This is a genomic window from Microcoleus sp. D2_18a_D3 (genome assembly GCF_036702455.1).
In the GTDB taxonomy this organism is placed as follows: domain Bacteria; phylum Cyanobacteriota; class Cyanobacteriia; order Cyanobacteriales; family Microcoleaceae; genus Microcoleus.
Window position 1 is genome coordinate 21,142 of sequence record NZ_JAUBTK010000086.1, and the last position, 12,194, is coordinate 33,335.

Annotated in this window: 12 protein-coding genes; 6 read left to right on the forward strand and 6 right to left on the reverse strand. The window is 48.1% G+C overall.

The features are described 5' to 3' along the window. Positions 1-65: 65 nt before the first annotated feature. The 3 genes from QUB06_RS28220 (at position 66) to arr (ending at position 3,577) form a co-directional block, all read left to right on the forward strand. Positions 66-2,834, forward strand: a complete 2,769-nt coding sequence (locus QUB06_RS28220; RefSeq protein WP_333438085.1) for a phycobilisome rod-core linker polypeptide — start codon at positions 66-68, stop codon at positions 2,832-2,834. 81 nt (positions 2,835-2,915) lie between these two features. Continuing rightward, positions 2,916-3,107 carry a hypothetical protein gene (locus QUB06_RS28225; protein WP_333438086.1) on the forward strand — a complete coding sequence of 64 codons (192 nt, stop codon included), beginning with the start codon at positions 2,916-2,918 and terminating at the stop codon, positions 3,105-3,107. Between the two features lie 35 nt (positions 3,108-3,142). Next, positions 3,143-3,577 carry an NAD(+)--rifampin ADP-ribosyltransferase gene (gene arr / locus QUB06_RS28230; RefSeq protein WP_333438087.1) on the forward strand — a complete coding sequence of 145 codons (435 nt, stop codon included), beginning with the start codon at positions 3,143-3,145 and terminating at the stop codon, positions 3,575-3,577. A 157-nt stretch (positions 3,578-3,734) separates the two neighbouring features. Here the strand turns inward: arr and QUB06_RS28235 are convergent, their stop codons facing one another. The 3 genes from QUB06_RS28235 to QUB06_RS28245 form a co-directional block, all read right to left on the reverse strand. Beyond that, positions 3,735-3,896: a hypothetical protein gene (locus tag QUB06_RS28235; protein ID WP_333438088.1), complete on the reverse strand. Its 162-nt coding sequence runs from the start codon at positions 3,894-3,896 to the stop codon at positions 3,735-3,737. Beyond that, positions 3,886-4,338, reverse strand: a complete 453-nt coding sequence (locus QUB06_RS28240) for a hypothetical protein (protein ID WP_333438089.1) — start codon at positions 4,336-4,338, stop codon at positions 3,886-3,888. Before QUB06_RS28240 ends, QUB06_RS28235 begins: the two co-directional genes overlap by 11 nt. Positions 4,339-4,497: 159 nt before the next feature. Continuing rightward, positions 4,498-5,832, reverse strand: coding sequence for an alkaline phosphatase PhoX (locus QUB06_RS28245; protein ID WP_333438090.1), 1,335 nt, complete (start codon positions 5,830-5,832; stop codon positions 4,498-4,500). Between the two features lie 1,229 nt (positions 5,833-7,061). Here QUB06_RS28245 and QUB06_RS28250 point away from each other — a divergent pair. The 3 genes from QUB06_RS28250 to QUB06_RS28260 all read left to right on the forward strand — a co-directional run bounded on the left by QUB06_RS28250 (position 7,062) and on the right by QUB06_RS28260 (position 10,218). Then, complete coding sequence (locus tag QUB06_RS28250; protein WP_333438091.1) at positions 7,062-8,426, forward strand: P-loop NTPase fold protein; 1,365 nt, start codon at positions 7,062-7,064, stop codon at positions 8,424-8,426. Between the two features lie 170 nt (positions 8,427-8,596). Further along, complete coding sequence (locus QUB06_RS28255) at positions 8,597-9,679, forward strand: shikimate dehydrogenase (protein ID WP_333438092.1); 1,083 nt, start codon at positions 8,597-8,599, stop codon at positions 9,677-9,679. Between the two features lie 107 nt (positions 9,680-9,786). Continuing rightward, positions 9,787-10,218, forward strand: coding sequence for a hypothetical protein (locus tag QUB06_RS28260; RefSeq protein WP_333083661.1), 432 nt, complete (start codon positions 9,787-9,789; stop codon positions 10,216-10,218). A 253-nt stretch (positions 10,219-10,471) separates the two neighbouring features. Here the strand turns inward: QUB06_RS28260 and QUB06_RS28265 are convergent, their stop codons facing one another. The 3 genes from QUB06_RS28265 to QUB06_RS28275 form a co-directional block, all read right to left on the reverse strand. Beyond that, positions 10,472-10,759 carry a YggT family protein gene (locus QUB06_RS28265; RefSeq protein WP_333102770.1) on the reverse strand — a complete coding sequence of 96 codons (288 nt, stop codon included), beginning with the start codon at positions 10,757-10,759 and terminating at the stop codon, positions 10,472-10,474. 230 nt (positions 10,760-10,989) lie between these two features. Continuing rightward, positions 10,990-11,313 carry a hypothetical protein gene (locus QUB06_RS28270; protein WP_333438093.1) on the reverse strand — a complete coding sequence of 108 codons (324 nt, stop codon included), beginning with the start codon at positions 11,311-11,313 and terminating at the stop codon, positions 10,990-10,992. 172 nt (positions 11,314-11,485) lie between these two features. Beyond that, positions 11,486-11,854 carry a YkgJ family cysteine cluster protein gene (locus QUB06_RS28275; RefSeq protein WP_333438094.1) on the reverse strand — a complete coding sequence of 123 codons (369 nt, stop codon included), beginning with the start codon at positions 11,852-11,854 and terminating at the stop codon, positions 11,486-11,488. Positions 11,855-12,194: the final 340 nt, after the last annotated feature.

Sequence of the window (12,194 nt, forward strand, 5' to 3'; positions counted from 1 at the left end):
CATCAGAAGGCAAGGTTAGTCTGGTTAAATGCTGCAACTATTTAGATAGGGAGCGAAGGAGTCTAATGACTGTAAAGGCAAGTGGTGGAAGCTCGGTTGCGCGTCCGCAACTATATCAAACTGTACCGGTCGCAACAATTTCGCAAGCTGAACAGCAAGACCGCTTTCTACAGCGGGGCGAACTGAGCGAACTGGCAAGTTATTTCAGTTCAGGGGCTCTTCGGATCGATATCTCTGCGACGCTGACCCAAAACTCGGAACTGATAGTATCCCGCGCAGCCAACCGGATTTTTACCGGCGGTTCCCCGCTGGCATTTTTGGAAAGACCACAAGAACCTGCGATGGCTGTAGCAGGCGCGGCTCGCGGCGGTACGGCGAATGTCTCTGAAGGCATGAAACTGGGAAATGTCACCTACGTAGAAAGCCGCTCTGGCGGCAACGGCGGTGGCGGCGGTTTCTTGGGGCTAGGAAATCTATTTTCTGGCAACGGTGGCGGCTACAGCGGCCCAATCCCCGCAGGATTTCAGCCGATCAATGTCTCGCGCTACGGCCCTGGCAACATGACCAAATCTCTGCGGGATTTGAGCTGGTTTTTGCGCTACATCACCTACGCAATTGTCGCTGGCGACCCGAACATTATTTCGGTGAACGTGCGCGGATTGCGGGAAATCATCGAAAATGCTTGCTCTTCGGCAGCCACAATTGTGGCAATGCAGGAAATGAAGGCAGCATCTTTGGGCTATTTCAGAAATAATGCAGAGGCCGCGGCGATCGTCGGACAGTATTTCGACGTAGCAATTACCGAATTCAAAGCTCCCACACCTTCAGACAAGGTGCGGCAGCGCGAAAGCAACGACCAGCAAGGTCTACAACTGCCTCAAATCTACTTCAACGCAGCCGAGCGGCGATCGAAATTCGTCATGAAAACCGGTCTGTCTTCGGCCGAAAAGCTCGAAGTAATCAAAGCAGCTTACCGCCAAGTATTCGAGCGCGACATTAGCCGCGCATACAGCCAAAGCATTTCTGACTTGGAATCCAAGGTCAAAAATGGCGAAATCTCGATGAAAGAGTTTATTCGCCGCCTTGGCAAATCTCCTCTGTACCGTCAGCAATTCTACGAGCCGTTTGTCAACAGCCGCGCTGTAGAACTTGCCGCCCGCCACTTCCTAGGCCGCGGTTTGAGCTCGCGGGAGGAATTTAGCAAGTATTTTGCGATCGTCAGCAAAGGCGGCCTGCCAGCCCTCGTAGACGCGATGGTCTATTCGCAAGAATATTCCGATTACTTCGGCGAAGAAACAGTGCCTTACCTACGCGGTTTGGGCCAAGAAGCTCAGGAGTGTCGCAACTGGGGCCCGCAAATTGATTTGTTCAATTTCAGCGCTCCGTTCCGCAAGGTTCCTCAGTTCATCACCTTGTTTGCCGGCTACAACCAGCCTCTGCCAGACCAGCACGTTTACGGTGTTGGTAATGACCCCTTAGAAATTCAGTTTGGCGCGATTTTCCCGAAAGAAACTCGCAACCCCAAGAGCCGTCCGGCTCCCTTCGGCAAAGACACTCGCCGTATCCTGATCCGTCAAGGTGCGGGGATTGACAATCAGTTGAGCAATCCGGCGGCTCGCGGTGCTGCTCCTGGTTCTCTGGGCCCCAAGGTCTTTAAATTAGACCAGTTACCGAGCAACTATGTTGCTTCCAAGAAAACTGCCCGCGGTGCCTCCAGCAGCTACAGCAATGCTTCCAGTGTCAAATATACCGAAAGTTCCACCCAAGCGGTGATTCGGGCTGCTTACCTGCAAGTGTTTGGTCGCGACGTGTTCGACGGCCAGCGCCAAAAGGTAGCGGAAATTAAGCTGGAAAACGGCGAGATTCCGATGCGCGAGTTTATTCGGATGTTGGCGAAGTCTGACGTGTTCCGCAATATGTACTGGAGCAAGCTCTACGTTTGTAAGGCGATCGAGTACATTCACCGCCGACTCCTGGGACGCCCTACCTATGGCCGTCAGGAAATGAACGCTTACTTTGACATTTGCGCCAAGAAGGGTTTCTACGCGCTGGTCGATAGCATTATGGACAGCATGGAGTACAACGAAGCTTTCGGGGAAGATACAGTGCCCTACGAGCGCTATGTAACTCCCGGTGGTTTGTCGATGCGGACGATGCGATCGGGTTCCGTCGCTGAGCAAAATGTCCAAGCTCAGACGCCAGAAACTCCTCGGTTTATCGAACTCGGCACTGCGCTCGATCGGGGCGAATTCGAGTTACAAAATAGCCTCGCTCAAGGTGTCAGCAAGCGGCGCGAACAAACTAAGGTGTTCAAGCTGACGACTACTTCGGACAAGGTAGCTTTGAAAACTTTAATTCAAGCTGCTTACCGTCAAGTTTTTGAACGCGACTTGAATCCCTACGTTGTGAAGAATGAATTCACAGCGCTCGAAAGCAAACTTGGCAACAATGAAATCAATCTCAAGGAGTTCATTGAGGCTTTGGGCTGCTCGTCGCTGTACGTCAAACAGTTCTACGCACCTTATCCGAATACTAAGGTGATTGAGTTGGGAACCAAGCACTTCTTGGGCCGCGCTCCCCGCAATCAAGCGGAGATTCGGACGTATAACCAAATCTTGGCAAGTAAAGGGATTAAGGGCTTTATCAACGCGATGTTGAACAGCGTTGAATATGCCGAGGCGTTTGGGGAGGATACTGTTCCTTACCGTCGCTTCCCGACTCTGCCGGCTGCGAATTTCCCGAATACTGAAAGACTGTACAATCAACTCACTAAGCAGAATGGTGAGTTGGTGGTTCCAAGCTTTGAGCCAGTAGCTGCTACTGACAGAAGCTAACAACAAACTGCAAGAAAATTGATTTTGTAGGTTGACAAAAATCCCTCGCTATGGTAATGCTGTAGCGGGGGATTTTTGGTGATGTTACCTTTAACACATGAAGATGTCTGGATGAAAAAGGCTTACCGCCTTGCTCCATTTCTAGCTTCCTTTGGTGGTGATGAAAAGGCTTATCAGGAGTGGCTAGCTACTCAGTCGGAGGAAGCGCAGGCTGAATCGAAATCGGCAACGGAGTGGCTCAAGACTCAAGAAAAACAGCCTGCTGAGGTGTAGTAAAAGAAAAGACATTCACAAAGAATATAACGACAATGATAACCAACAGAAGTGAGGACAAGTCAATAGACTTAAGTTCACAAAGGTTCTATCATGGCACTAAGGCAAATCTGAACCAGGGAGACCTGATTGAACCCGGCTTTAATTCAAACTACGGTAAGAGGAAGAAGGCATCCTATGTCTATCTAACCGCCACCTTGGATGCTGCTATTTGGGGAGCTGAACTTGCCTTGGGCGAAGGACCAGACAGAATTTATATAGTAGAGCCGACTGGTTCGATTGAAGATGACCCCAATTTGACGGACAAGAAGTTCCCTGGAAACCCAACAAAGTCATACCGTTCTCGGAATCCGCTACGGGTCTCTGGTGAGGTTACAGATTGGCAGGGACACACCCCAGAACAGCTCAAAGCCATGAGGGAGCATCTTGAGCGACTTAAGCAACTTGGTATTGAGGCAATCGAGGATTGAGCAAAAATGTCAAAATAAAGTCGCAATTCACTTTTCCCCGCGAGGGGATTAAAACTTTATAGACTTATTGAAATGTGTAAAATTCTAACATTCGTTTGATTTTTGGCAACTGTCTTTCAGATTTCCCAAAAGCCAGCCAGATACAATTGTTAACAGCCTATGCAGGTTTGAGGACAAGTGTCAAGCGATTTTCTTTCACCCGATCGCCACAGTAACCCCCCCAGCTCACAGAGGCAATCCGAGCCACAGCTCCTACTTCTGAAGCGCCAGTAATGGCAGAGGCGATCGCTCCACTCAAACTTCCTTGCTCAGTCGTCAAACTCAGAGCAGTAATATTTAGGAGCCAAAGCGTTAAGCGCATCAACTTCAGCATTGCCTTTGGGTTGCAGCAAGTCGATCGACATTCCCGCACTGAGCGCATTACATATCCCGCGCGCACGTTCGATAGCGGCTTGGGGATTTCGCTGAACGCGAGACACGGCATCGGATGAGGCTGAATTGAGCCGTTTGCTCAACGATCGTTGATAACTATTAAGAAAGGCCTGGTCATTGGGATCTAAAGCGATCGGGCGGCCTCTGCCACTACTTCCACAAAGCTTACCTAAGTCGATCGTTTGACCATCACTCCTCTGTATATAGCAAACATAATCAACGGGTATTTGAGCGACTGAATCCCTAGATTGAGATAAATCAACGCCAAAGGCGATCGACACCATTACCAGAGTATAAAACACTCGTTTCGACTGGCGGACGTATTGCACTACTATTTAAACTCCCACAAACCTTTAAACTTTCATAAGCTTATAGAGAACCCACACCGGATGTTGCCACAATCCGGCGTGATTCGTCATATTCTGCATAGTCCGAACATAAGAGCGTTTTACAGCCCAATAAAATGCTCGCACTACACGGCAGTAATGTTATGCTCCTCGTTGAGACTTCCAAGGGCCCCAAATGGCAAACGTGATGCCTGGGGTTTGGATATTAACGAACAAAGTTTGACCATCCGGCGAGAAGCACGCTCCCGCCAATTCTTGATCGTTGATAGCATTTTTTGCCAGACGATACAGTTCCCCCTTGGGAGTTACGCCCACCAAGAACTGCTCATCATCGCCATCTTCGCAAATGATCAAATCGCCATGAGGTGCCACAACAATATTGTCAGGCCCATCGAGTTCGTCAGCCGATTTAGCCTCAACAAAAAGTTCGATCGTATCTCGATCGGGAAGATACCGCCAAACTTGACCAAATCCGTTGGGTCTGCCATTAGCATCAACAGAGCCACCGTTTGTACAACAGAAATAAACTTCACGATTGCCGTACCAGATGCCTTCCCCACGAGCAAACTGGGCAGCACCTTTACCGAAACCTTCGACCCGTACCGTATCCGTAGCAGGGTCAGGATTGTCAATTGTCACCCATTCCACCGGCATCGGTTGGCCCTTGGGAAAGCCTGCAAAAGTCTTTGCTTGAGGCATATTCTTAATCTTCAGCGCTTGCAGAGTGCCCCCGGCGCTTAAATTATTCGGTTGAGATGGGATAAAGCGATAGAAAAGGCTATCTCTTTGGTCTTCAGTCTCGTAGACAATTCCGGTTTTGGGGTCGATCGCCACCGCTTCATGGTTAAACCGTCCCATCGCAACTAAAGGTACAGGATTCACAGGAACCGTTGCCTCAGCCGGAACTTCAAAGTTGTAGCCGTGAGATTTCGAGACATTTCTCGCATCGTTTGGTCTATTAGTCGCCAGAGTCGAGACATTTTCCTCGCAACTAATCCAAGAACCCCAGGGAGTCGGGCCGCCCGCACAATTTCGATAGGTGCCGCTAAGCGAAGTGTAGTGGTTGATGAGCTGACGATTGGGGCCAACCTGTAGTGTGGTTGTTCCGCCTTTACAAAGAGGATCGTAAGGATTGGGACCCACAACTTGTGTTGTAGAATTCGGGCTCAGTTCGTGATTGCGAACCAGAATCACCGTGTTTTGGGGACCTGGGAAAGCCGCCATGCCATCGTGACCACCGGGAACAGGGGAACCATCGCTCATCATTTCGCCGGTTCGTGAAAAAGCCCGATACTGAAAGCCACGGGGTAAATCTAACAATCCATTCGGATCGGCTACGAGGGGGCCATACCCTCCCCCAAATACTGATTCACCATTAGCCTTTCTGGCATAAAGCGTTTCTAGAGGAGACATCATCAAAGTGCCAGCAGCACTCGCTCCTGCCAAGGTAAAAAACTTTCGTCGTGATAGTTGCATCAGCTTTTCCGGTGAATTAAACAAAGCATACTAAACTTGCATCAAGGCCAAGATAAGGTTGGTTTAACTTCTCATTAAGATTGTTCCATAGTTGTTCCTATTCAATCCCAGCGGCTCGTAATTGCGCCGCTAACCGGGCTGTTCGTTGCTCGGTATGTTCAGCCCGTTGACGTTTTTATTCAGTAGGGAATTGTATGGTGGATAGTACCTTAATCGGCTTTCTCCCAAGACGTTTTTATAAAGGAGTGTAGGTCTATTAATTTGTTAATAATTAGGATAAATCACTAAAATTGCTCAGCCTTGTGTTACCCCAGTTATTTTTTGTTGTTGAGCTTATATCTGTTTTAACAGCTAGTATTTGGGCACCATTTACCCCAATACTAGCTGTCTCACATTCTACACAACTGGGCTGAGTTCAAGTATTTATACAAAAATGACCCATTGAAATAGGGGTTTGCCATTGGATAAAGTACACCCCAAACGAGGATCTTATTATTTTCTGTTTTTTTTACCCAAGCAAGCTGCACACAAGTAGTCGGGAAGAACGCTAATTTTAGGAAAGTTCCTAATTTTCAAGTTGGCGTTGTGGCCAGAGGCTCGTCACAGGCCAAAATCCCGCTTCGGCAGCAGGTATCGGTGACAAAATGGTAGAATTTCTCAAAATAAGTAGAGTCCCAAAAAATATCACACCGAGAAACCCGGTTTCTTACACAACACCTTCGCGCCTAAGTCAAAATACTCTAAGAAAGTAGTTTGGGTTGAGGCACTCGTACCCAACGCCATCAATTTTAGATTTGAGATTTTTGCTCCCATCTAAAATAGCAAATCTAAAATCTTTTGTTGGTTTCGTTCCACTAGGGTTCAACCTACAAGGTATGATTAAAAAAACCTGGTTTATGGATACCTGATTTCTACCTGGTTTTTCTTCGGTTAACCGTACTTCAATACTCACTTTATTGGAGAACATTACTGTCATTTTTTCGTCTGTGATGTCAATGAAGTCGCGCTCGCTCTTCGGGATAAATTACTGAGTTAGGGGAGGTTTTAGTGAGTTTGATTAATTCCCCGTACCCAAAATAAAGTATAATTTTAGAGTGCTGACTTATGCAGGTATCAAGATATTGAGTACCCCGTAAAACAGCGCAATCAACTGAGAAGTTGTTCGGATTATTACCATAGCGAAACGAATAAGCTATTAGGGCATAATGTTGTGAAAGATGGAACAGGGTATGGAACTAAATTTACAGAAATTTTATAGCGCCTGCAATCCCAGCTACACCCTGGCAGTAGCAAATCAAGAAGACCGACAATACTATATCGATTTTTCATCAGTGCGGGGCGGCACAATCGTCGAACAATTGGAGCGCACCATCAGCCGTCTGTCCCCCGATGCACCTACCTGTCAATTATTCACCGGTCACATCGGCTCTGGTAAATCAACAGAATTGCTGCGGCTGCAAGCTCAATTGCAGCAACAAGGATTTCATGTTGTTTACTTTGAGTCGAGTAAAGACTTAGACATGGCAGATGTAGATATCACTGACATTTTGTTGAGCGTTGCTCGTCAGGTGAGCGAAAGCATTGAGAAAATGAAAATCAAGCTGCAACCGAAGGGTTTTAAAGCTTTGCTCAAAGGGGTTGCTGATGTTTTCCAAACTCAAATAGACTTGAGCGCTGAAGCTAATGTCCCTGGTGTTGGGGAAATAAATGCCAGCACGGAGGGAGAATTTTCTCTGGCGTTGGGAATTGGCAAAATTACTGCTAAGGCGAAAGATGCTCCGAATCTGCGATCGGAGTTGAGGCAATATTTGGAGCCGCGAACTAATGTAATTTTAGATGCGCTTAATAAGGAGTTGCTGGAGCCGGCTAATCAAGAACTCAAACGCCAAGGGAAACAAGGACTTGTAGTAATTATCGACAATCTCGATCGCATACACCTGTGCGCCAAACCGACGGGGCGACTGCAGCCGGAATACTTGTTTGTCGATCGCGGCGAACAGTTGGCAAGACTAAATTGCCACGTCGTGTATACAATTCCTTTGGTGCTGATTTTCTCTAACGATTTGGGCCAGTTAACCAATCGATTTGGGGTAGATCCGAAGGTTTTGCCGATGGTGCCGGTGCAGTTTAGCGACGGTTGTGAGTGCTCTGAGGGTGTGGAATTGCTGCGGCAGATGGTTCTGGCGCGTGCCTTTCCGACGGTGCATCCTTCGCAGCGCTATGCTTTGGTGGGCAAAGTTTTCGACTCTGCGGAAACTCTCGATCGCCTGTGTCGAGTCAGCGGGGGTCATGTCCGCAATTTGCTGCAACTACTGTATGGCTGTCTGCAGAAACAAGACCCTCCTCTGTCGCGGGAAACTTTGGAAAATGTGATTGTGCAGCGCCGCCACCAGCTTACTTTGGCGATCGAACCGGATGAGTGGAAATTGCTGCGCCAAGTATCCGCTACCAAAACTGTGAACGGGGAAACTAAATACCAAATCTTGCTGCGGAGTCTCTGGGTGTTTGAATACCGTTACGGCGAGGATTACTGGTTTGATGTCAATCCGATTTTGGCTGACGCCAAAGAGTTTCGGCAAACAGTTGACAGTTGACTGTTGACGGTTGACAGTTGACTGTTGACGATTGAAATCGCTGTCGAGAGTCAAACGAAGTCCCAGCAGAGGGGGACTAAAGAATAAGGGCGGTATTTTAGCAGGATCTGGTATGAAAACTCACAACAGTCAACCTTTAACAGTCAACAGTCAACAGTCAACTAACAAAAATGATTAAAGGCACTACTAAACTGTTGGGAGTAATTGGCCATCCCGTCGAGCATTCTCTGTCGCCGGCGATGCACAATGCTGCTATTTCCCACTTGGGAGTCGATTTTGTTTACTTGCCGTTTCCGGTAAAACCAGGGGATTTAAAAGCTGCTCTTGCAGGATTTGCGGCGATCGGCGTTCGGGGATTTAGCATCACGATTCCGCACAAACAAGCAATCTTACCGCTGCTGTCGGAAGTTTCCCCGATCGCGCGATCGATCGGCGCCGTCAATACCGTCTACCTGACTGACAAAGGTTGGTGCGGCACAAATACTGACGTTGAAGGCTTTCTCGCGCCGCTGCAAACCCCCCCAACCCCCCCTTACCAAGGGGGGGCTAAAGACGCGACCTCTCCCTTAGAAACGGGCAATACGGCAGTTGAATCTGATTCGCCTCCTTACGAAGCACGGGCTGTTGAATCCTGTCCCCCCCCTTACCAAGGGGGGGCTAGGGGGGGTTCCGAAGAAACGGGCAATACGGCTATCGAATCCTGTCCCCCCCCTTACCAAGGGGGGGCTAGGGCGGGTTCCGATTGGAGTCAGAAAGTAGCGGTAATTTTGGGCAATGGCGGGGCGGCGAGAGCAGTTGTGGCTGGATGCGCTCAATTGGGATGTGCAGAGATTCACGTTGTCGGCCGCAACGAACAAAATTTAGCGGAATTTCAGCAGAGTTGGGTCAATTCTCCGATGCCCGTGCAGAATTTGCAGGTGCATACTTGGGAGAATTTGTCAAGGTTAATCTCGCAGGCAGATTTGCTGGTGAACACGACGCCTGTGGGGATGTATCCGCAGGGGGAAAAGTCGCCGGTTGCGGCTGGTGAGATCGATCGAATTTCAGCAGGTGCGATCGTCTATGATTTAATTTACACCCCTAATCCTACCCAGTTTCTCAAAGATGCACAGCTTAGGGGAGCGCGAGCTATTGACGGACTCGAAATGCTAGTTCAACAAGGAGCAGCCGCCTTAAAAATTTGGCTGGATAAAGAATCTGTCCCAGTCGATGTGATGCGCCAAGCTTTACGTCAGCATTTAGGTCTAGGCTAATGCCATTTCTTGAAAAAGTAGCTTTAGTTTTCCGAATTCCTATAAGTAGGAATTTGAGGCCCAATTCGCGCTAAGCTGAGAATTAAAATATACTTGCCCCGCAATTTATGAAATTTCGAGCTATCAGCCTTTTTTTTGCTACTTGCCTAATCGGAATTTTTAGTTTGGTATACACTCCACCTGCTTGGGCTCTGACGCAGATTAAACTTTCCGACCTTTCTTATCGCGAATGTCCCGCAGAAATGGGAGAAGGAACAGTCACCAGCGGCAGTTCTATGGAAGCTACCTGCTTTTTGATTACTGGGAAAGCTGAAAATAGCACGGGCAAACCAGTTGTCAATGCCGATATTTTCGGCCGCATTTATGATGCTGACGACAATCCGGTGATGCAAAACCGGACTCGGTTGGGTTCTATAGAAGAAGTTCCTCCCGGAGTTAGCGATTTTCAGCTCAGAATTTCCGTTGCAGCCAATCAACGAACACCTTTGAAGCTCAAGCAATTTAAAGCTACAGGTTTTACTGGCGTGGTTCGCCGTTAACGAAACTATTTGAGTTTTTAGATTGCTGAGAAAGAGATTTTGGGTTGGCTGGCCGTGAAATTGCGATGCAGTTTGAGATTTTAGATTTTCGATTGTTGAGTGGCTGGCAATTTCTCATTTCTCATGTACGATAAACTCCCCAGCTTTTCAACCGGGGAGTTTATCTAAAAATGTCAAATCTAAAATTTAGTTGTCGGCAGCTAGGTCGGCAAAACAATTTACGCTCGATGCTTAAAAACTTAAGCTTTTCAAACTACAAGGATGTTTGCAAGCTGGTCAAAAGACCAATCAAGAATTCCGAGCCGAATTGCAGTACAAAAAACGCAATTAGTGGCGAAAAATCAATCCCTCCCAAGGGGGGGATAATCGATCGGAATAGATTGAGGTAAGGGTCGGTTAACTGACTCAAAATTGAAAACGGGGGGTCGTACCAATTGATGTTAGGGAACCAGCTTAACAGCACCCGAATAATCATCAGGGCTACATAGATTTGCAGAAATGTGGACAGCGTGGTTGCCAAAAGGCCTATGGAAGAACTCATATATTCTCGTTGAAGTTTGAGTAAAGTTTACAGACACTTTAACTTAAAGTTTAGCATAGGTGGGGGAGAGGGGGAGCATGAGGCTGTTTACGGGCGGGCTAGAAGAGTAACGGCCCACAATAAAATTCACTCTTGGCTTCACAGGCCCGAAAGGCCTGTAAAGCGAGAATGGTGCAAGATGTCAGTAACGCGCATCGATCTGCCAGACTAATCTAAAATTTTAAAGGGATTCAGGAGTCGTTGGCGATCGAACCCTCGCTGCCCGACGCCGGCGCGTTGCCGTTTACGTCGCCGAGTTGCAGCCGCACGTCATCTATTGCCTGATTAAGCTGGGCAATTTTATCTTCTAAACTCAGCCTTGCTACTTCCATGCTGTCGGCTTCGAGTTGGCTGGCTTTCCTCTGGCGGATTTTTCTGGTTTTTGCGTCTGAAGGTTCACTCAGCAAAGCTTCAGCAGCGCGCCGCGACAGCACCGCGCCCAAAACTGCACCCACCAAGCCACCAACAGCAGCTCCGGCAATAAATCCCCCTGTAAAACCCTCTCGATTGCTCATGGCTCAACTCAACTGCGCGATATTTCTTTGATTTGTTTATTTTGACACTCTCCCGGTGAGAAACCGGCAGACGATCGTTCGATTTGAGATTTTAGACTTTTGATTAAAGAATTGAGATGCCGAGCGGGAAAATGAGCCGGAGGGACAAAAGCCCAAACGGGCATCAAGTCGGTTAGTTGTCAGGTAAGGCGAGAATTCCGACTTCCGAGTTAAAGCGGATCATTTCCAAAGATCGATCGCCATAAATATCTTCAATGTGCTCCAAGCAGCACTCGATCGCGAAATCGTTCAATTGGGCCGGCTCAACGCCGTACATATCCTGAAACACCTCTGAGTCTACCCGACAAAAGCGCGGTCGATCGGCATAAATTCCGCATTCTCGCGTCGCTCTGTCAAAATTGATACACCAACCGTCCTCTCCGACTAAGCTCAAATAGAGCGCTAATTCGTCTTCAGATAAATACTCGTCTAAGTCTGGGCGCTCTGTTGGGTCGAGGTAACAACAAGCACCGCACTGCTTTACGCAACGCCAAGTAGCCATAGTTTGATTTGAGATTTGAGATTTGAGATTTGAGATTTTAGATTCGGAGCATAATCGGGGAAATGCCAAACTTTAGGAGATTGGGGCTCTTAAAGTATATCAATTGCCAGCGCCGGAGGCGGATATCCCGAAGGGGCGGTGCGATTTGAGAATTTAGATTGGGGGCAGTTTCTCGGAAGGGGCATCAAGTCCCCGGTTCCCTGTGACTGGGAGGTTGTAGTTTACCAAGAAAATGGGTCTAAAGCCCCGTCCTTTTAGGACGGCTTTAATTTCCCCAGAACAGTGATATAGTGTTTTATATCCAGTTCCAAGACGTAAATGTTAGTATTTGAAGCCAAGC

What these genes read in the sequence shown, in the direction of transcription:
- QUB06_RS28220 (WP_333438085.1), top strand. Translation starts at nt 66, where the DNA reads ATGACTGTAAAGGCAAGTGGTGGAAGCTCGGTTGCGCGTCCGCAACTA.
- QUB06_RS28255 (WP_333438092.1), top strand. Translation starts at nt 8,597, where the DNA reads ATGATTAAAGGCACTACTAAACTGTTGGGAGTAATTGGCCATCCCGTC.
- QUB06_RS28260 (WP_333083661.1), top strand. Translation starts at nt 9,787, where the DNA reads ATGAAATTTCGAGCTATCAGCCTTTTTTTTGCTACTTGCCTAATCGGA.
- QUB06_RS28225 (WP_333438086.1), top strand. Translation starts at nt 2,916, where the DNA reads ATGTTACCTTTAACACATGAAGATGTCTGGATGAAAAAGGCTTACCGC.
- QUB06_RS28270 (WP_333438093.1), bottom strand. Translation starts at nt 11,313, where the DNA reads ATGAGCAATCGAGAGGGTTTTACAGGGGGATTTATTGCCGGAGCTGCT.
- QUB06_RS28275 (WP_333438094.1), bottom strand. Translation starts at nt 11,854, where the DNA reads ATGGCTACTTGGCGTTGCGTAAAGCAGTGCGGTGCTTGTTGTTACCTC.
- QUB06_RS28250 (WP_333438091.1), top strand. Translation starts at nt 7,062, where the DNA reads ATGGAACTAAATTTACAGAAATTTTATAGCGCCTGCAATCCCAGCTAC.
- arr (WP_333438087.1), top strand. Translation starts at nt 3,143, where the DNA reads ATGATAACCAACAGAAGTGAGGACAAGTCAATAGACTTAAGTTCACAA.
- QUB06_RS28245 (WP_333438090.1), bottom strand. Translation starts at nt 5,832, where the DNA reads ATGCAACTATCACGACGAAAGTTTTTTACCTTGGCAGGAGCGAGTGCT.
- QUB06_RS28265 (WP_333102770.1), bottom strand. Translation starts at nt 10,759, where the DNA reads ATGAGTTCTTCCATAGGCCTTTTGGCAACCACGCTGTCCACATTTCTG.